This window comes from Arthrobacter monumenti (genome assembly GCF_054511255.1).
In genome coordinates this window covers 182352-201978 of record NZ_JBTNCY010000003.1, presented here as the reverse complement: position 1 = coordinate 201978, position 19627 = coordinate 182352, and the positions used below count along the sequence as shown (strand labels likewise).

At 62.9% G+C, this 19627-nt stretch carries 18 protein-coding genes and 1 tRNA gene; 4 read left to right on the top strand and 15 right to left on the bottom strand.

Going from position 1 to position 19627, the window contains the following annotated elements:
• Window positions 1-105 precede the first annotated feature (105 nt).
• From ACX80B_RS05705 to ACX80B_RS05660, 10 genes are all read right to left on the bottom strand, one after another.
• Window positions 106-1146 carry an acyl-CoA desaturase gene (locus ACX80B_RS05705; protein WP_459293967.1) on the bottom strand — a complete coding sequence of 347 codons (1041 nt, stop codon included), beginning with the start codon at window positions 1144-1146 and terminating at the stop codon, window positions 106-108.
• A 73-nt stretch (window positions 1147-1219) separates the two neighbouring features.
• Window positions 1220-2335 carry a glycerate kinase gene (locus ACX80B_RS05700; protein ID WP_459293965.1) on the bottom strand — a complete coding sequence of 372 codons (1116 nt, stop codon included), beginning with the start codon at window positions 2333-2335 and terminating at the stop codon, window positions 1220-1222.
• A gap of 92 nt (window positions 2336-2427) precedes the next feature.
• On the bottom strand, window positions 2428-2988 hold the full coding sequence (locus ACX80B_RS05695; protein WP_459293963.1) for a TetR/AcrR family transcriptional regulator: 561 nt from the start codon (window positions 2986-2988) through the stop codon (window positions 2428-2430).
• A 4-nt stretch (window positions 2989-2992) separates the two neighbouring features.
• Window positions 2993-3571 carry a sugar O-acetyltransferase gene (locus tag ACX80B_RS05690; RefSeq protein ID WP_459293961.1) on the bottom strand — a complete coding sequence of 193 codons (579 nt, stop codon included), beginning with the start codon at window positions 3569-3571 and terminating at the stop codon, window positions 2993-2995.
• Window positions 3572-3619: 48 nt separating this feature from the next.
• On the bottom strand, window positions 3620-5053 hold the full coding sequence (locus tag ACX80B_RS05685) for an MFS transporter (protein WP_459293959.1): 1434 nt from the start codon (window positions 5051-5053) through the stop codon (window positions 3620-3622).
• A gap of 183 nt (window positions 5054-5236) precedes the next feature.
• A complete protein-coding gene (locus tag ACX80B_RS05680) occupies window positions 5237-6070 on the bottom strand; it encodes a glycerophosphodiester phosphodiesterase (RefSeq protein WP_459293957.1) in 834 nt (277 codons plus the stop codon).
• Between the two features lie 4 nt (window positions 6071-6074).
• Window positions 6075-6950, bottom strand: a complete 876-nt coding sequence (locus ACX80B_RS05675) for an HAD family hydrolase (protein ID WP_459293955.1) — start codon at window positions 6948-6950, stop codon at window positions 6075-6077.
• Window positions 6951-7046: 96 nt separating this feature from the next.
• Entirely contained in the window at window positions 7047-7577 is a 531-nt protein-coding gene (locus ACX80B_RS05670; RefSeq protein ID WP_459294308.1) for a YbhB/YbcL family Raf kinase inhibitor-like protein, read from the bottom strand.
• Window positions 7578-7675: 98 nt separating this feature from the next.
• On the bottom strand, window positions 7676-8605 hold the full coding sequence (locus tag ACX80B_RS05665; protein WP_459293953.1) for a carbohydrate kinase family protein: 930 nt from the start codon (window positions 8603-8605) through the stop codon (window positions 7676-7678).
• Window positions 8606-8735: 130 nt separating this feature from the next.
• On the bottom strand, window positions 8736-9512 hold the full coding sequence (locus ACX80B_RS05660; protein ID WP_459293951.1) for an alpha/beta hydrolase family protein: 777 nt from the start codon (window positions 9510-9512) through the stop codon (window positions 8736-8738).
• Between the two features lie 126 nt (window positions 9513-9638).
• Between ACX80B_RS05660 and ACX80B_RS05655 the strand changes: the two genes are divergently transcribed.
• Window positions 9639-10061 carry a ChaB family protein gene (locus ACX80B_RS05655; RefSeq protein WP_459293949.1) on the top strand — a complete coding sequence of 141 codons (423 nt, stop codon included), beginning with the start codon at window positions 9639-9641 and terminating at the stop codon, window positions 10059-10061.
• 103 nt (window positions 10062-10164) lie between these two features.
• Here ACX80B_RS05655 and ACX80B_RS05650 read toward each other — a convergent pair whose 3' ends face one another.
• A complete protein-coding gene (locus tag ACX80B_RS05650; RefSeq protein WP_459293947.1) occupies window positions 10165-12585 on the bottom strand; it encodes a phosphoketolase family protein in 2421 nt (806 codons plus the stop codon).
• 18 nt (window positions 12586-12603) lie between these two features.
• Window positions 12604-15159: an ATP-dependent DNA ligase gene (locus ACX80B_RS05645; RefSeq protein ID WP_459293945.1), complete on the bottom strand. Its 2556-nt coding sequence runs from the start codon at window positions 15157-15159 to the stop codon at window positions 12604-12606.
• Window positions 15160-15223: 64 nt separating this feature from the next.
• On the opposite strand from ACX80B_RS05645, the gene ku reads away from it, so the two are divergent.
• Entirely contained in the window at window positions 15224-16309 is a 1086-nt protein-coding gene (ku, locus tag ACX80B_RS05640) for a non-homologous end joining protein Ku (RefSeq protein ID WP_459293943.1), read from the top strand.
• On the opposite strand, the gene ACX80B_RS05635 is transcribed toward ku, so the two are convergent.
• Together ACX80B_RS05635 and ACX80B_RS05630 are read right to left on the bottom strand one after the other, a co-directional pair.
• Window positions 16306-17169: a CPBP family intramembrane glutamic endopeptidase gene (locus ACX80B_RS05635; protein WP_459293941.1), complete on the bottom strand. Its 864-nt coding sequence runs from the start codon at window positions 17167-17169 to the stop codon at window positions 16306-16308. The genes ku and ACX80B_RS05635 overlap by 4 nt on opposite strands.
• A 5-nt stretch (window positions 17170-17174) precedes the next feature.
• A complete protein-coding gene (locus ACX80B_RS05630) occupies window positions 17175-17972 on the bottom strand; it encodes a LysR family transcriptional regulator substrate-binding protein (RefSeq protein ID WP_459293939.1) in 798 nt (265 codons plus the stop codon).
• 98 nt (window positions 17973-18070) lie between these two features.
• On the opposite strand from ACX80B_RS05630, the gene ACX80B_RS05625 reads away from it, so the two are divergent.
• Window positions 18071-18439, top strand: a complete 369-nt coding sequence (locus tag ACX80B_RS05625) for a DUF5997 family protein (protein WP_459294306.1) — start codon at window positions 18071-18073, stop codon at window positions 18437-18439.
• A gap of 37 nt (window positions 18440-18476) precedes the next feature.
• On the opposite strand, the gene ACX80B_RS05620 is transcribed toward ACX80B_RS05625, so the two are convergent.
• Window positions 18477-18562 (bottom strand) — tRNA-Leu (locus ACX80B_RS05620).
• Window positions 18563-18871: 309 nt separating this feature from the next.
• On the opposite strand from ACX80B_RS05620, the gene ACX80B_RS05615 reads away from it, so the two are divergent.
• The gene (locus tag ACX80B_RS05615; RefSeq protein ID WP_459293937.1) at window positions 18872-19621 is read left to right on the top strand and encodes an FhaA domain-containing protein; all 750 of its coding nucleotides are present in this window, start codon (window positions 18872-18874) and stop codon (window positions 19619-19621) included.
• Window positions 19622-19627 lie beyond the last annotated feature (6 nt).

Below are 19627 nucleotides of genomic sequence, written 5' to 3'. Positions count from 1 at the left end.
GCCGACCCCCGTTTTGGCCGCTCAAAACCGTTCCCGGCATTAGTGCGCTGCCCCCAATATGGCCCGCACTGTCGGTGCGGGCCAGTCCAGTCAGGCGGGCCGCAGTCAGCCCTCTTGCTGGGCCTGAGCCGCCGCCAATTTGGCCCGCCGCTCCGGCTTGGACCACTTAACCTTCGTCGCCCAGCCGAGCTTCTCGAACATCCAGATCATCCGGGCGGAAATGTCGATCTGCCCCTTGTCGACGCCATGCCGTGCACAGGTCGGATCGGCATGGTGGGAGTTGTGCCAGGATTCGCCAAACGACGCGATGGCGAGCGGCCAGAAGTTCCCGGCCTTGTCGCGGGAGTGGTACGGCTTCTCCCCCACCATGTGGCAGATGGAATTCACCGACCAGGTGATGTGATGCAGTACGGCCACCCGGGCGAGCCCGGCCCAGAAGAACGCGGTCAGGGCGCCCCACCAGCTCATCGTCACCAGACCGCCGATGAGCGCCGGCAGCAGCAGGGTGACAAGCATCCAGACACCGAACATCTTGTCGATACGCAGGATCATCGGGTCCTTGAGCAGGTCCGGCGCGAAGCGGATCCTGTTGGTGACATCCCGCTCGAACAGCCAACCCATGTGCGCGTGCCAGAACCCTTTGGCCAGCGCCCAAGGTGAATCGCCGAACGCCCATGGCGAGTGCGGGTCGCCGTCGGTATCCGAGAAGGCGTGGTGGCGGCGGTGGTCGGCCACCCAGGTGATGACAGAGCCCTGCACGGAGAGCGAACCGGCAACCGCCAACGCACCGCGCAGCCCCTTGTTGGCCTTGAACGAGCCGTGCGTGAAGTAGCGGTGGTAACCGATGGTGACGCCGAGACCGCTGATCACGTAGAACACCAGGAACAGTGCGACGTCGATCCACGTCAGCCCCCAGCCCCACGCGAGCGGAACGGCCGCGACCAAGGCCGCCAGCGGCAGGAGCACTCCGATGTACACACTGATCTGGCCGGCGGTGTTCCTCGGTCCATCAATCACCGGACGGGGACTTGTCTGCTCCGGATTTTCCCGGGCGTACGTGGTCAGGTCGACCGCCGAATCTGTCTTCGACGGCCGGAATCCCGGCTTCGTCGTCGGACGCGTCTGTGGTTCATCGGTGGTTGTCATGGGGACCTGCCTGCTCGGAATCTCTAACTTACGCCAGAGTAACCTACGCTACCGTAGGGTTCAACGGGGAAACCTAACCCTGCAGGCTCCGCAGCGCCCTGACTGTAGCCTCCCGGACGTACTTCGCAGGTTCTGCCAGCGCTTCATCGACAGAGGGAGCGCATTCCACGGCCGAACACAGAGCCTTCACACCGTGGCTGGAAATTTCCTCCAACTCCAGCGTCGAACGCCCTGCAATCACGACGACGTCGGTCCCGTTGGCGTGGGCGCGGTCCGCCACGGACAGCGGCGCCTTCCCGAACCGCGACTGTTCATCGAGGGACCCTTCGCCGGTGATGACCAGGTCCACGCCGGTCAACGCAGCATCCAGACCAACAAGTTCGGCCACCAGATCGAATCCGGATTCCAGACTGGCGTCCGTAAAGGCCAGGAACGACGACGGGAATCCGCCTGCCGCTCCAGCTCCCGGAATCTGCACATCAACACCGCTGGTTTTCTGCAACAGTTCGCCCCAGTGCCGCAGCGCCTCGTCCAGAATGGAGCGGGCCGCCGCATCGGCGCCCTTTTGTTCACCGAAGATATTCGCTGCACCATCCGGACCGTGCAGCGGATTCGTCACATCGGCGGCGATCCGGATTTTCACATCCTTCAAACGTGGGTCAAGGCCCGAGTCGTCGATCTGCAGTGCGGTCGCCAACCCAGCGCCGCCCAACCTGGCCCGGGCGCCGTCGTCGTTCATGACCCTTAGCCCGAGGGCGCGAAGTGCTCCTGAACCGCCGTCGGTCATTGCCGATCCGCCGATGCCGCAGATGATCTCTTCCGCACCGGCGTCCAGAGCTTCCTTGATCAGTTGACCGCTGCCGTAGCTGTGCGCCGCGAGCGCCGACTGGATCCGCGGCTGCACGTACCGCAAACCGCTCGCCTCGGCCGTTTCGATCACCGCCATCTTACCGGTCAGCACCCAGCGCGCCTCAACGTCCTCGCCGAGCGGGCCCTGCACCGTAGCGGTGCGCTCCTCTCCACCGGCCGCGAGTGCGGCCTCCAAGGTACCCTCGCCGCCGTCGGCCACCGGGACAATCGTCGTCTCCGCGTGGGCGAAGACCTCCATGGCGCCGGAAGCCATCGCTTCGCCTGCCTCACGGGCGGTCAACGTGCCCTTGAACTTGTCCGGAGCAATCAGGATGCGCATACCGCCAGACTACTATTCCGCCAGGGGCCCTGAGCTACAGCCAATTGGTGTCCACCAGTGGCGCACCATCCTTGCCTCGATGCCGAAAAGGGTCAGGCGCCGCCGGATGCTGATGGGGTGGTGATGCGGAGGACAGCTTCTGCCGTAACCGCGCGATCGTGCCGTTCGGTATCCAGCGCCGAATGTAATGCCAGGCCTTCGATCAGGGCGTCCAGCATCCGGCAGGTGACAGGGTCGAAATGACTTGCGAGCGCGGCCCGGCTCTGGCTCATCCACTCGTGGGTGATGGCTCGGTAGTCCGGGTTCCGGGCTGCCAACGTGTAGAGCTCGTAGGTCAGCGCCGACTCCCGGACCGACTGGTTCAGGTCCGAGTGGATGAGGGCCACGACCGCCTCCTGAGCCTGTTCACGTGTCCTCGCCTGGGCCAGCCGCTCTTCGAAACGGGCGGCGATCATGGCGGCGAAACGGGTAAAGGCCACGTGCAGCAGCTCGTCCATGCTTTGGAAGTGATAGGTCATCGACCCCAATGGCACATCCGCCCGGGCAGCGACCTTGCGGTGGGAAGTTCCGGCTACTCCTTGTTCGGCGATCACCTCGAGGGCTGCGTCGATGATCCGGTCCCGGCGATCGGGATCGAAGCGGCGTGCGGCCATCGGGTCAGATCGTCCGTAGAACGCGGGCTGGATTGCCCACAGCGATCACATTCGCCGGGATGTCCTTGGTGACTACGGCGCCAGCTCCAATAATACTGTTCTTCCCGATCGTGACTCCCGGCAGCACGATCGCTCCCCCACCAAGCCATACATTGTCCTCGATGGTGATTGGTTCGGCCGCCTCCAGCTTGTCCCTCCGCGGCTTGGGGTCAACCGGGTGGGTTGGGGTGAGCAGCTGAACGTTGGGCCCGATCTGGCAGTCCCGGCCGATGGAAATTGGACCGACGTCCAGGGCGGTAAGGCCCGAATTGATGAAGGTCTCGTCACCGATCGTAATGTGGCTGCCATAGTCGACGCTCAGCGGGGGCCGGATATGCGCGTTCTCCCCTAAACCGCCCAGTAGCTCTTCCAGTATCGGACGTGCCGAGTCCGGGTCCTCGACGTATGCCGAGGCATAGTGGGCGGTCAGTTTCACCGCACGACGGTATGCCGCCTCGTTGTCCGGATCATCCGAGATGTATAAGTCTCCGGCGAGCATTCGCTCCCGGTTGGTGCGCGGATCGCCGGCGAAGTAATCAGTCATGCGTACGATCGTACACATCACCTCTTCGCACGGACAACCGCGCAGTTACTACCGGAACGACGACTGCGGCTTCATCCTCTTCTGACGCGGTATCTCCGTCCCCCGCAACGATGCGCCAGCGGTTTCGGGCACAAACCAGAGGGCAAGTCCGCCGACGGCACACGCGGCCATCAAGTAGTACGCCGGGACGAGTACATCGCCCGTCACTTCGATAAGCCGTTCGTTGACCAGCGGCGCCGTGCCTCCGAACAGCGCCGTCGAAACGTTGTAGGTAATGGCAAAACCGGCATAGCGGACCTGGGTCGGGAACATGGCCGGGAAGGTGGCGGAAATGGTCGACAGTTGCAACACGTAGAGGATTCCGAGCACCCCGAATCCGATCAGGGCTCCGGTGAATCCGGTTCCCATCAACATGTACATCGGAATGGCGAACACGAACAGTCCGCCAAGGGAAATTGTCCACATCGGCTTCCGGCCCACCTTGTCGGAGATCCGGCCGGAGAAGGGGATGAGGCTGAGCATGACCACTTCGCCGATCAGGATCAGCAGCAGCGAACCGTTGTTCGACAGACCAATCTGCGTCTCCAGATAGGTCGGCATGTAGCTGAGCAGTGTGTAGTTTGTGACGTTCAGCGCGACGACGAGTCCCGCCATCGTAACCAATGGCTTCCAGTACTTGACGCACAAATCCTTAAACTCCGCCGTGACGGTGGCCTCGGATTCATGGTGCTCATCGATCTCGCGGAATACCGGCGTATCTTCAACCTTCGTCCTCAGGTACAGACCAATAAGGCCCAACGGTCCGGCCACGAGGAACGGAATCCGCCAGCCCCAGTCCGTCATGGTCTGCTCCCCCAAAATTAACTGCAAGGCGAGCACCAGTCCGGCGCCCAAAGCAAAACCGAACAGCGTACCAACTTCCAGGAAGCTGCCATAGAATCCCCGCTTCTTATCCGGCGAGTATTCGGCCATGAATGTTGCGGCTCCACCATATTCACCGCCGGCGGAGAAGCCCTGCAGCATGCGCAGCGCCACCAAAAGGATCGGGGCCCAGATACCAATCGCGTCGAAGTCCGGCAGCAGACCGATCGCGAACGTCGATCCGGCCATCAGGATGATCGTCAGGGCCAGAATGGCCTTGCGGCCGAGTTTGTCGCCCAAAGGGCCGAAAATCAGTCCGCCGAAGGGGCGGACCAAGAATGAGATGGCGAAGGTGGCCAGCGCGAAAGCCGTGCCGCCCTGGAAGAAATTCGTCGTGATGTAGCTGACCACGACGGCATAGACACCGTAGTCGAACCATTCGGTGGCATTACCTATCGCTGACGCACCGATGGCCCGCCGGATGGTTTTCCTGCCCTCGGGAGTATCGGCGTCCGGCGCCGCATACTCCGGCTCGGAAGGGCCTGCTTCGCCCCCGGCTTCCGGCTTTGCCTCTCCGTCTCCGGATGTGCGGCCTGCGGCTTCGTTCTCTTCGGGTGCCATGTTCTCTCCGTCCCTGGCAGCGATCAATCGTCATCCAGTGATCCCGCTTCCGGCGTGGACTTCGGCAATCCTGCCCGGCCTCTGGCTCGCACCGAGAAGCAAAGAACGTCAGAAGCAACACTTTATACAGGCATGGGAACAATATCCAGTAGCCTTACTAATCGCGTGTCAGATGCGGATGCTTCAGCCGTTCTGCGGCCAGAAACCGCGTGCCTGCATGAGCTCCGCCAGCAGGTCGGCACGGTCGGTCATGACGCCGTCGACGCCGAGATCCAGCAGTTCTTCCATGGCGGCGGCTTCGTTGATGGTCCAGACATGCATCTGCAGCCCGAGCCGGTGTGCGCGGGCGACGGAGCGGGCGGTGACGATCCGGATCCGCCCGTACTGGATCGGAACCTGCAGGGCGTCGATGCCCCGGAGGATCCACCGCAGCGGCCAGTCCATTCCCAGCCGTCCGAGCAGGACGAACGCCCCGACCCGCAGCATGCCGGCTGAATTGGTAGGTGTCCGATCGCTGAGCAGAGCCTGGAAGGTTAGCAGCCGCTTGTCCGAAAAGGCGGTGATGCAGACCCGGTCATAGGCGTCGTTCCGGTCCAGCACCTCCTTGAGCGGAAGAATGGAGAATGCGTCTTTGATGTCGATATTGATGCAGGTGCCGGGCAGGGCGGTGAGCAGTTCATCGAGGGTCGGGATCGGCTCACGACCGCCGATTTTCACCCGTTGCAGTTCGGCATAGGTGTGATCCTTGATGGCGCCGTGCCCGTCAGTCACCCGGTCCAGGGTCTCATCATGGAACAACACCACCACCCCGTCGGAGGTGGTGTGGACATCCGTTTCGACGTAGCCGAATCCGAGCGCCGCGGCGTCCTTAAACGCCTGGAGGGAGTTTTCGAACCCCTCCCGGGAGAACCCACGGTGGGCGAAGGCAACCGGCCAGCGGACGCCGTCGTGCTGGTTTTTCAGGAAGCCCGAGGACCTGCCACTGCCCCGGCGGCTGCGGTCGGCTTCGCCAGGCATCGGGTTACGCCGATGCCGTTTCGTTCAGCTCGGCCAGCCGGGCCTCCAGAACCTGGGCAACACCGTCCCTTGCAAAAGGAGGAGCCAGCAGGTTGGCCGCCTTGAGCGCGCGGGGGTGACCGCTGGCCATCGCATAACCGTGTCCCGCCCAGTCCAGCATCTGGATGTCGTTGGGCATGTCGCCGAATGCGATCACGTCCTTGGCTTCGATCCCCAGTCCGGCGGCGAACCGCTGGAGCGTGGCGGCCTTGTTCACCTCGGGCAGCGCCATTTCCAACAGCGCCTGGCCCGGGCTGGAATGCGTGACGGAAACAAGGTGTCCGACGGCGGGAGTCACCCTGGCGAGGAAGTCGTCCGGATTGGTGTCTGGGACCTTGGCCAACAGCTTGGCGACGCCGGCTCCCGGATCAGGTGCCGCGCTTCCGGCCTGGCTGGCTTCGTTCTCACCGGCCTCCGCCTCCGCAACCAGGCTGTCGCTCAGATACTGTGGCGTGACGCCGTTCTGGTCCAGGATCGCCTGGCTGGCAAACCCCGGTTCGATATGGAATCCCTTGATCGTTTCGGCGGCGAACGCGGCGGTGGGATACATGTTCTTGATGACCTTGACCGCTTGGAACACGCTGTCGTGCGGCAAAAGCTGGGCGCTGAGGACCTTGTGGTCGGCGAGATGGTAAACCACGGCGCCATTGGAACAGATGACGGTGCCGTCGAAGTCCAGCTGCTCTTCCAGCGGCACCAACCAACGCGGCGGCCGCCCGGTGACAAACACGATCTCAATCCCGGCCTGACGGCAGGCATCGAACGCCCGCACGGTGCGCGCACTGATTCGCCCCGAGTGGTCGATGATCGTGCCGTCCATGTCACTCGCCACCAGCTTCATGAATACAGCTTAAGGCGCGGAACCGCCCAGGCCTTCATCGGGCAGGATTTGTGACCGCATCGGGACAGGATTCCGGCCGGAGCCGCCCCGTTGACGCTACTGCTCGTAGGTGCCGATAATCCTGGCCCGGCCGATGGCGTGCGAAAACAGGTTGAACCCGAGGAACGCGGGGCTGGCGCCTTCGGGAATGTCCAGGGACTCGACGTCAACCGCGTGAACCACGACATGGTATTCATGCGATCCATGGCCCTCGGGCGGGGCGGCGCCCACATAGTTCCTGGTGCCGGCGTCGTTGCTCAACTGGATGGCGCCGCCCGGAAGCTTCGAGCCGGAATCATCACCAGCGCCCGCGGGGAGCGACGTCGTCGATACCGGCAGATTGAAGACGGCCCAATGCCAGAATCCGCTGGCCGTGGGAGCGTCCGGGTCGTACACCGTCACCGCGAAGCTTTTGGTCTCTTCCGGAAAGCCACTCCACGACAACTGCGGGGAAAGGTCTTCGCCGCCGGCCCCCATCCGGCCGCTTGCCTGCGGGCTCTTGAGCGGTGCGCCGTCCGTAATGTACTCGGAGGTCAGCGTGAATTCGGGGACGGAGGGTAAGTCTGCGTAAGGGTCGCGCGAAGCCATGTTGTCCTTCTTTCCTTGCTGGTCGATCGTTCCGTTCTGGTCGTTCCTTGTTGGTCGGTCCATGCGTACTGGTTCAGGTTTCTGCTTGGCCCGCTGCGTCAGGAACTGCGCCGCTGCCTAAGTTCCGTCTTCGACGGCGGGTTGGCACCTGCCCGGGAAACGGTGATGGCCGCTGCAGTCGCCGCCGTTTCGAGGATTCCGCGCAGTTCGCCGGTGCTTATCTGGCGCAACTTTTCGCGACGGCCGGAACCATCCAACTCTTTGTCCACGATAGCCCCGAGCAACGCGGACATAAAGGAGTCGCCTGCCCCGACGGTGTCCACGACCTCGACCGGTGGAACGGCCGCCGTCGCCTCCCCGGCCGCGGCAACGGCCCACGGCTCATCACCGCCGTGAGTGACCACGACAATCGCCGGGCCAAGCTCGAGCCAGGCACGCCCGGAATCCTTCACCGCACGGTCCGGATAGAGCCATTCCAGGTCCTCATCGGAAGCTTTGACGACGTCGGCCAGCCGGACAAACTTTTCCGCGGCCTCCCGCGCGTATGACGGATCGGTGATGATCGTCGGGCGGCAGTTGGGGTCGTAGCTGATCGTGGCCAGCGGGTGGGCATGTTCGACGGCGGTCAGCACAGTGCTTGCGCCGGGTTCGAGCATCGTGGCGATGGACCCCGTGTGGAGAAGTGTGCTGCCTTGGAGGTCGTCGGAAAGCCGTTCCAGCAATCCGTCCAGAGACCATTCAAGCTCAAAGGTGTACGTGGCCGCGCCGGTTTCATCGAGGGTGGCCGTCGCTGTACTGGTTGGTGAATCATCCGGTGGAAGCGGGTTCAGCACAGAGTTGTCGGCCAGGTGGACGGAAACCATCTGGCCGAAGTTGTCCTTGCCATACCGGCCCAGGAATTGCACCGCGTGACCAAGCCTGGCCAGGCCAACCGCAACATTCATCGGGCTCCCGCCGACATGGGCCCGCGGTTTCACGCCGGCGCCTTCGACGACGTCGATCAAGGTCTCGCCCATTACTGTCAGCACGCTTATAAGGTACCAAACCCACCTCCGTTCGTACCGGGAGTATGGTTTTCGGAATATGGGCCATTTCTGCGTCGAACCGGCCGGTTTTACTCCTGGCCCGAACATACGGACCCGCCGTCCCGGGTCACACTCATGCCCACGGCTCCCCCATGGCACGCGCCAGCAATTCCCGGCACTTCGTGAACGCTTCCGAGCCGGGATCAATCAGGTCGAAGTGGCCGCCGCGGACGGGGATGAGATCGGCGGATGCTCCTGCGGCGACCGCGGCAGCGACGTAGCTGGTTGACTGGCTGATCGGGACGGCAGTGTCATCCTCGGCATGGAGTGCGTAGACCGGGATCCGCAGCGGTACTTGGGAGAGCGGGTCTGCCCATTCATAGCGGCGTGGATACTCGGTAGGCGTCCCACCCAGGAGTTCCGCCGCTGCGTTGTTGCTCAGATTGGCGTCGAAAGCCGACCGCAGATCCAGCAGCCCGGCCTGCGACACCACCGCCGTAAGCTTCACGACCGGATCAGGTCCCGGGGCTCCGGCCGGCAACTGATACCGTCCAGCTGCCCAGGTGGCAAGGTGTCCGCCCGCCGAATGGCCTAGAGCGACGACGGCATCCAGATCCAGCCCGTGTTCCGGTGCCAACTCCGCCAGTTTGTCGATCCCGGTGGCGATGTCCTCGAACGTCCCGGGCCAGCCGCCGCCATTTCCCACCCGGCGGTACTCGAGATTCCAGCAGACCCATCCGCGGCGGGACAGGTCCTTGGCCAATGGCACGCCAAGTTCAGCGCCATAGCGGGAGCGCCAGTAGCCACCGTGAATAATGACGACGATGCCGGGATGCGAGCGTTCTTCGGGCAGGTACAGCTCGCCGTATTGACTCGCATCCGGTCCGTAACTGATCCGCTTGCCGTTCATAATGCCTTTCGAAGATTCGAACCCAGCATAATGCCACAAACCGCCTGATCCTTGCGGGATAATAAGCGACCTTATAGTCTTAAATCAAGGTTTCATGCCCGCCGGATTGAAAGGAGAGTGGCGATCATGCCCAAGACCGACAAGAACGGCAACGTCAAGGTGGATGAACTGCCCAGCACGCTGCAGCGCTCGGACAAAAAGGCACAGGAAACCTTTGCGAAGGCGTTGGATTCAGCCGAGGAGGAGTACGACGACGAGCAACGTGCCCATCAGGTGGCTTACGCTGCCTTGAAGCACACGCACGAGAAGGTCGGCGATCACTGGCAGCCCAAGGACAAAAAGGGACCCTCGGATGAGCAGGCCAAGGGAGGCCGGGACACCTCGAAGGATACGGCCGGCGGCGTCGACAAGAACGCCTCCAAGGAGCACCTTTACGACCTGGCCCAGGAGATGGACATCCCTGAGCGGTCGAAGATGAGCAAAGACGAACTCGTCGATGCCCTGCAGAAGGCCAACGACAAGAAGACGCGCGAGTCCCGCGGCGACTGACCGAAGCGGCTGGCGGGCGGCTAATCGGCCACCCGCCACGCAACTGTTATGCCGTCACGGCCGCGGCGAGCCTATTCAAGGTGTCTTCCATCGTTTGTATTTCCTACTTCGCGGCCGGGAGGACCCAGCCGGTGATCTCCTCCGGATCTTCCCCGTGGGTACGGGTGTGCTGCCAGGCTTGCAGCCTCCGGTCCTGTAGTTGCTGACGCAGTCCCGTCCGCCGCGCGGCGAGTCCGGGGATCCGGTCGATGGCGTCGATCGCCAGCTGGAAACGGTCAATGTGGTTGAGCATCGCCATGTCGAACGGCGTCGTCGTCGTGCCTTCTTCGATGTACCCGCGCACGTGGATGTTGTCGTGATTGGTCCGCCGGTACGTCAGCCGGTGAATCAGCCACGGATACCCGTGATAGGCGAAAATGACCGGCTTGCCCGTGGTGAACAGCCCGTCGAAGTCGAGGTGCGAAAGCCCGTGCGGGTGCTCTTTTTCATCCTGCAGGCGCCTCAGGTCTACGACATTAATCACCCGCACTTTCAGGTCCGGCATCGATTCGTGCAGCAATTGCGCCGCGGCCACCGCCTCCACCGTCGGAACGTCCCCGGCACAACCAAGTACGACGTCGGGCTCCTCACCTTCGGTCTCGTGGCTGGCGAACTCCCAGACGCCGATCCCCCGCGCGCAGTGCAGCAGCGCCTGCTCCGGATCGAGCCAGGTCAGCGCGGGCTGCTTGCCCGCCACAATCACGTTGACGTAGTCGCGCGAACGCAGGCAGTGGTCGGCGACGGCGAGCAGGGTGTTGGCGTCCGGCGGCAGATACACCCGCACCACCTCGGCCTTCTTGTTCACGACGTGGTCGATAAAGCCCGGATCCTGGTGCGAGAACCCGTTGTGGTCCTGCTGCCAGACGTGTGAGGAGAGCAGGTAGTTCAGGGACGCGATCGGCTGCCGCCACGGCAGTTCCTGATGCACTTTGAGCCACTTCGCGTGCTGGTTGAACATCGAGTCGACGATGTGCACGAATGCTTCATAGCAGTTGAACGCGCCGTGCCGGCCGGTGAGGAGGTAGCCCTCGAGCCAGCCCTGGCACAGGTGTTCGCTGAGAACCTCCATCACCCGGCCCGAACGCGCCAGGTGCTCGTCGACGTCCTTCAGCTCCGCTTCCCAGACCTTGTCCGTGGCCCCGTAGACCTCCTGCAACCGGTTCGACGCCGTCTCGTCCGGACCCATCAGCCGGAAGTTATCGGGGTTGAGGGTAATGAGTTCGCGGAGCCATTTGCCGAGGTTGATCATGGCGCTGGTGCGCTCCCGGCCGGGGGCTCCGACGTCGACCGCGTACTTTTCGTAGGACGGCAGCCTCAGGTCCTGCAGCAGCCTGCCGCCATTGGCGTACGGAGTGGCGCTCATCCGCAGATCACCCTCCGGAGCCTGCCCGGCGATCTCCGGCTGGAGGCACCCCTCGTGCGTGAAAAGCTCATCGGGCTTGTAGGACTCCATCCACTGCCCGAGCTGCCGGAGGTGCTCCTTGTTGTCATGCATTCCGGCCAGCGGCACCTGATGCGAACGCCACGTTCCTTCAACCTGGTTCCCGTCCACCACCTCCGGCCCTGTCCAGCCCTTCGGCGAGCGCAGTACGATCATCGGCCAGGCCGGCGTTGCATCCGAGCCGCGGTTTGCGTTTCCGGAGCTGCGGCACTGGTCCTGGATTTGTTTGATTTCATCAACGCAGACATCCAGGGCGTGGGCGAACTCCTCGTGGGCCACCATCGTCTCGCGCGGATCCTGCACCGTGACGAAGTGCGGCCGGTAGCCGTACCCCTCCATCAGGCTGGCCAGCCGGCCCTCGGGCATCCGCGCCAGCACCGTCGGGTTGGCGATCTTGTAGCCGTTCAGGTGCAGGATGGGCAGCACCGCGCCGTCGGAAACCGGGTCCAGGAAGGTGTTGGAATGCCAGCTGGCAGCCAACGGCCCGGTCTCCGCCTCGCCGTCACCAATCACGCAGGCGGCAATCAGCTCCGGATTATCGAAGGCTGCACCATAGGCGTGGGCCAGCGAATAGCCGAGCTCGCCGCCTTCGTTGATGGAGCCGGGAGTCTCCGGCGCCGCGTGGCTTGGGACGCCGCCGGGGTAGGAAAACTGCTTGAACAGTTCCTGCAGCCCTGCCTCGTCCCGGCCGACATGCGAGTAGATCTCCGAGTAGGTACCTTCCAGCCAGGCGTTGGCGACATTGGCCGGTCCGCCGTGCCCGGGCCCGGTAATGAAGAGCATTTCCTGCTGCCGTTCGCGGATCACCCGGTTCAGGTGGGCGTAGATGAAGTTGAGTCCCGGCGTCGTCCCCCAGTGCCCGAGCAGGCGCGCCTTAACGTCGTCGACTTCGAGCGGCCGGCGCAGCAAGGGGTTGCTCCGCAGATAGATCTGCCCAACGGACAGGTAGTTCGCGGCGCGCCACCAGGCGTCCACGAGTTCGAGGGTGCCGTTGTCCATCCCGGGCGTGCTGGCTTCTGTGCTCGCTGAATCCGTTGTTGTCATCGCTCCATCAACCTCTTTCTACGACTCCGTTCGGACTTCGTCCGGTTCCTTGTCGGGCCGCCAACCGCGCCAGGCGGGTTGGCGAAGCCTTCCCCCGCCCGTGCGTTCGGCGTAGCGGACCTCGCCAACCAGCTTGGGTGTCACCCAGTGCGCGTCGGCGACGTCAGGTTTCGGCACGTCGTCGAACGGGCTGGTCTTGCGTTCGAGTTTCTTCAGTTTCACGGTGAGGGCGTCCAGCTCTTTCTCGCTGAAACCCGTGCCGACGCGGCCCACATACTCAAGACTGTCGCCGTCGGGAATCCCCATCAGTAGAGATCCGATCTGGTTCGCGCGGCTGCCCTTGCCCGGCCGCCAGCCGCCGATCACGACCTCCTGGGTGAGCTGGTTCTTGATCTTGATCCAGCTGCCGGTGCGCTTGCCGGACGAGTAGGTGGAGGAGCGCTTTTTCGCCATGATCCCCTCGAGGCCCAGTTCCCGGCTGCTCTCGAGAGCCTCTTTGGCGGGCGCGTCGATGCCGGGCGGCAGGTGGATATGGCCGGTCTTGGTGCCCTCGAAAATCAGGTCCAACGCACGACGGCGGTCCCGGTAGCTCTCCTTCACCAGCGAGGTTCCGTTGAAGTACAGCAGGTCGAAAACCATGAACTCGACTCTGGTCTTTTTCGATTCGCGTTCGACGTCGGCTTTCTTCGTCAGCTGCATCCGGGTCTGCAGGAGACCGAAATCGGGACGGCCGGCCTTGTTTATGGCGACAATTTCCCCGTCCAAGACGACGGTGTTGTTGCCGAGGATGTCCGTCAGCTCTTCGAGTTCCGGGTAGGAAACGGTGAGATCGTTGTCGTTGCGGCTGGTGAGGGTGAAGTCGCCCTTATGGACGGTGGCGATGGCGCGGATGCCGTCCCACTTCATCTCGAACCCCCAACCATCCCCGTCGTCGACGTCCCCGACGGTTCCCTGCTTGGCCATCATGGGTGAGACGGTCGGCGGCTTTTTCCCCGGATCATCGCCCGGAAGGGCATCGTCGGAGGACGCCTTGCCCCCCTCACCTGGTTGGTCCTTCATCAGGTGGATCAACCAGTTGTCCTTGGACCCTTCGCCGCCGCCGGTATGGATCAGGGCATACTTGCGGGGACCGCCCAGGCCGCCGCCTTCCTCGCCATAGAGCGTGACGATGACTTCCTTCCCTTCACGCCACTTCTCCAGTTCGTATGTGCCGGCGTCCCAGATGGAGACGTCTCCACCACCGTATTCGCCCTTGGGGATCGTTCCCTCGAAGCTGCCGTACTCCATCGGGTGGTCTTCGGTCTGGACGGCAAGGTGGTTCTTGTCCGTGCTGGTCGGAACACCCTTCGGCACAGCCCAGGAGACCAGGACGCCGTCGTGCTCCAGTCTGAAGTCGTAGTGCAGGCGGCGGGCGTGGTGTTCCTGAATGACGAAAGTATGGCCGGCCTCGGCGCGGGTGATTTCATCCGGAACCGGCTCCGGCGTCTTGTCCGGATCACGCATGCTCCGGTACTTGTGCAGACGGTCGAAGGTGTGGGCTGCCGCAGATTTCTCCTCATCCGGTTTCTCGCCGGCCGGCACGTTAGGCCGCCTCGGTGCCTGCTTTGTGCCCGACTTAGCGGCGCTGATACCGCCACCCTCCTTGGTCTCTTCGACGGCGGCCCCGAGCTTACCGGCGGACAGCTCCGCGAGCGGGTCCTTGCCGCCGTCCATCCGCTCAAGGACCTGCTGGTAGTCCAGGTTCTGCAGATCGTCCGATTCCAGCTCCTCCCAGGTCCGCGGTGCGGCGACCATTGGCCGTGTCCGTCCCCGCAGTGAGTACGGAGTGATGGTGGTCTTCGCCGCATTGTTCTGGCTCCAGTCCACCAACACCTTGCCCTTGCGCAGGGCCTTCTTCATGTCGCTGACAATCAGGTCCGGGTGGTCCGCCTCGAGCGCCCGCGCCAGCTCGTGCGCAACGGTCGAAACGTCCTCGGAAGTCTGGCCCTTCTTGAGCCCGGCATACAGATGGATACCTTTGCTCCCACTGGTGACGGGCATCGGGTGCAGGCCCATATCCTCGAGAATCACGCGCGCCAGCCGGGCAACTTCGGCGCACTCGGCCAGTCCGGTGCCCTCTCCAGGGTCCAGATCGAGCACCATCCGGTCGGGCATACCGCGCCCGCCGCCGTCGTCGTCGAACTTCCACTGCGGCACATGCAGTTCAAGGGCAGCCATCTGCGCCAGCCAGGTCAGCGTGGCCTGGTCATTGACCAGCGGATAGCAATTGGTGCTCGTTTTATGCGACATGGATTGCCGCGGCAGCCAATCCGGGGTCGATTTCTTGTCCAGGTTCTTCTGGAAGAACACCTCGCCGGGCTTCTCGGCCGTGCCGACGCCGTTGACCCATCGCTTCTGCGTGACCGCGCGGTTGGCTGCGTGCGGAATCAGCCACTTCCCTATTTGGCTGTAGTAGTAGAGGACATCGCCTTTAGTGGTTCCCGTTTCCGGATACATCACCTTGTCGAGGCTGGTCAGCCTGATCCGGCGGCCTTCGACGGTGACGACCTGCCGGTTCTCCGCCTGTTTAGCCATACTGTTATCTCCAAATGTCGCCCGACCTCTAGCCTAGTAAGCATGCTTGGTGTTGACTAGGGGTATGCGAGCCATCTGGAAGGGCGCGATAGCCTTTGGGCTGGTCAATGTCCCGGTGAAGGTCTACAGCGCCACGGAGAACCACGACATCCGCCTGCATCAGGTCCATGACAAGGACGGCGGGCGGATCCGCTATCAACGCCACTGCGAGGTTTGCGGTGAGGTCGTCGAGTATCAACACATAGACAAGGCGTACGACGACGGCGAGCGCACCGTCGTCTTGACCGACGAGGATTTCGATTCGCTGCCGGTGGAAAAAAGCCGGGAGATCGACGTCGTCGAATTCGTTCCCAGCGAGCAGGTCGATCCCATCATGTTCGACCGTGCCTATTATCTGGAACCTGATTCCAAGTCGAGCAAGGCCTACGTGCTGCTGCGGCGGACCCTCGAGGAGACCGACCGCACCGCCATCGTTAAATTCACTCTGCGGCAGAAGAGCCGGCTTGCCGCGCTGCGGGTGCGCGACGATGTGCTGATGATCCAGACATTGCTGTGGGAAGACGAGGTGCGGGAAGCCTCATTCCCCTCACTCGAGGAGAAAGTGAAGGTATCCGACAAGGAACTGAAGATGTCGTCGGCTCTGGTTGACTCCTTTTCCAGCGATTTCTCGCCTGAGGAATTCACTGACGAGTATCAGGAGCAGCTGCAGGAACTGGTTCAGGCGAAGCTCGAGAAGGGCGAGGGGTACGACACCGAAGAGACATTCGGCGAAACCGGCGAGGAGGAGGAAGGCGGTGCGAAGGTCCTGGACCTGATGGAGGCGCTGCGCCGGAGTGTGGAGAAAAACCGCGGCTCCTCGGCAGCATCGGATTCTTCGGACGACTCGGACGAGGAAGACGAAGAGGAAGAGGAAGAGGCACCGAAGCGGTCCTCCGGTTCGAAATCGACATCCTCCAGCGGGTCCAAGTCCTCTAAGGCAGCCTCGTCCAAGTCCGGATCATCGAAAGGCCCGGACTCCAAGTCGACGGGATCAAAGGCATCGGGGCCGAAGTCGTCCAAGTCGAAGTCCTCGGATTCGGGTAAGGACAAGGAAGAGAAGGACTCAGATTCCAAGTCCGCGTCCAAGGCCCGGCAGAAGAAGGGTGCCTAAGCGATCTGGAGCGCAAGGGCAAGGACGATGGCTACACCGTTGAAGACCATGTGGGTCACGATGGCGCCGCCCAGCCTCCCTGTCAGAACCGTGAGCGTGCCGCACACAATGCCCATTACGAAGATGGACACCAGTAACAGGACTGTGGACTGAAGACTCGTCACACCACCGAGGTGCACGACCGAAAAAAGGGCGGCGCTGGCAAGAATCGCCGTCATCGTCGCCAGACGGAGAGGTCTGCGGACGGTTGCCGTGCGGATCCGCCGGGACCCGACAGCCTCACCATCGCGCGCTCTGCCAAGCCACACTGCATTCTGGAAAGCCCGCGGGATGAATCCGCGGAAGAACAGCTCTTCAAGAAGCGGAGCAATAACGACGCCGCCGATGAATGCATTGATCACGATCCACAGGACGTCTCCCGTGAGGAAGATACCGATATTGGATTCCAGCAGTTGCCCGTCTTCGGGCGGCCACACCAACAGGATCAGGAATAGGACCAGCAGAACGAGCAGCCGTGCTGCAATCCCACAGGCGAAACCAATCGCCAGGTCGATCCATTTGAAGCGTAGACCGAAATCGCGGGCCAAGGACCCATATCCGCGTCTCTTCGAAACCAACAGACAAACAGCCAGGATCGTTACCCACACCAGGGCCAGGGACGCAAGGATAAGCGGCGGCGTCAGTCCTCCGCCTCCGCGGACCAACTGGATCGCCACCCCGCCGCCAACTGGCACCAGAATGAAGGCCGCCAGCCCCACGACCACGTCCCATAGACCCCATGCAGGACGCGTAATCGTATCCGGTAAAACCTGAACTGGATTGGCCAGCCGGTTGGTGCCGATCTGCCGATAATTGCCCATCACGACTACCTGCCGCCGCCCCGCCGCCGGTTCCGGCCGGCGGACCCCTTGCCGCGGCCACCGCTGCCCCTGCTGCTGTTGTTCGGGGTGCCACTTCGGCCGCCGCTGTTCCGTCCGGCCTTGCTTCCGGTCTTCTGCCCGCCCCCTTTGCCTGGGCTTTTTGCGCGCGCCGCCGGGGAGCCCTTCGGCGGCACTGCGCCTCCCGACGTCGTCGGCTTTGCGCCTTCCCGCTTTAAAGTTTCGGCGGCTTCGGAACGGGCGGAAGGCTGGCGTGAACTGTTGGCGGTACGGCCGCGGACGATGCCGGCGAATTCCTCGGTCAGCTCCGACGTGTTTGCCGCCAGCCAAGCCAGGCCAATCCGGCTCTCCTCCACGCCTGTGACCGGACGGAAGACGATGTCCTTCCGGTTGTGAAGACGCGCAACGGACATCGGCAGGATCACGAGTCCGGCCCCCGAGGCGGCAACCTCTACGGCCATCGCTTCGCCGCCCATGGCATCCGGGTCGAGGAAGGGATCGTCGAGGCTGCCGAGCTCCACCTCATCGAAGACGGAGATTTCATGGTCTTTATGCCCAACCACGACGGGCTGCTCGGAATACAGCGGAATTACATGCAGGGACTCGTCCTCCACAGGCAGCCGGACGAAAGCCATATCCACCCGGCCCGAATGCAGCATCTCAAGCTGGGCACCGACGTCGCACGGAAAGGCGTCAATCGGCACGTCCGGATGCCGCTCCCGCCAACGGCTGAGCCACTTGCCCGGTGTAACTCCCGGAACAAACGCGATGCTTAACGACTCCATAGGGGGCACTCCATCACACTAACCGAACGGCCGTTCAACCGTCCCGGTGCACAGGCCGATACCCTTGTTCCATGAGCACCAATCAATCTTCCCAGTCGATGAAACCGGCGACCGCTGCCAAGAAACTCGGAATCTACCTTCCTGCCACCCCAGCCGGCTTCCAAGAATCGGCCATCCCGCGGGCTGAATTCAACGAACTGCAGGCGAATCCACCCGAATGGCTGGCCGAACTGCGGCGCAACGGACCCCATCCCCGGCCGGAAGTTGCCCGGAAACTGAACGTTTCGATCAGCGGACTCGCGCGCGGAGGAGTTACGGAGGCGTTAACGACGGCGGAGATTACGACGCTGTTGGAGAACCCGCCGCAGTGGTTGGTTGAGGAACGCGCCACCCACGCCAAGGTCCGGGCGGAGGCCAAACGGATCAATGGGGACGGTAAAGCCGCCAACCCCCGGGCGGACGCTTAAGGAAGAATGCCCCGGTCCAAAGACCGGGGCACTTCCCTGGTGCGCGAGGGGGGATTTGAACCCCCACACCCTCTCGGATACTGGCACCTGAAGCCAGCGCGTCTGCCGTTCCGCCACTCGCGCGTGGACATTATTGAAGGACAAAACCCTCGATAACAGCGAGATCCAGCATAGCTGAAACAGTGCGGATATGCATAAACGGCGCCCGCAGGCCCATTGTGAGATAGATCAAGACTCAGCCTGTAAAGAACAAATCCACAGCTCGATTCGTTAGCCTTTAAGGTCAATCGATACTGACCCAAGTAGTATCGGTAGGAAGTCAGGTTCTGGAGAACGTACATCCCGGGTGCCCAAACCCGGTACGTGCCCGGTGCCCGGCTGCAAAAGACAGCGGCGCCGCGCGCCGGACGAGTACAGGGAGGAGGCAATGCAATGGGCCTGTTGGACAATGTGGAACGTGGCATTGAAAAGGTCGTCCGTGGCGCCTTCTCCCACGGTTCCAATGCCGAAGTACAACCCGTCGAAATCGCGAACCGGCTCCGGCGCGAGCTCGACAACAAGGCCATGACGCTGTCCGCCGGACGGACGCTGGCGCCTAATATCTTCGATACGCGTCTTAGCTCTGCTGATTTTGAGCGTGCCCAGGAATGGGGATCATCGCTTGCCGAGGAGCTGTGCGATGTCGTTATCCGCCATGTGAACAGCCAGAACTACACTCTGCAGGGTCCGGTACGGGTCTCCTTCACCAGGGATAGTGAGCTGAAGGCCGGCGTATTCGAGGTCCAGTCGAGAACTGAAAAATCCGGTGACGCACCGTCCGCGGCTCCCCGACCCTCCGGTCCGCCGCGGCCGAGTGCTCCCGCCCGTCCGCCATCGCAGTTGCAGCCGGTGCTCGAGATGGACGGTCAGCGCTACTCGCTGAATGCCGCTTCAGTCGTGCTCGGCCGCTCCTCGGATGCCGACATTACGGTCGATGACACCGGTGTTTCCCGTCGTCATCTGGAAATACGAACTGGAAACGGGCGCACCAGGGCCGTGGATCTTGGTTCGACCAATGGCAGCTATGTCAATGGCCGCAAGATCGACGGCGAAGTTGAGCTGACCGACGGGGCCACCATTTCGATGGGGCGCACCAAAATCACGTTCCGGCTGTTACCGGCGCGGAATGGGGGACGCGGGTGAGCCCTG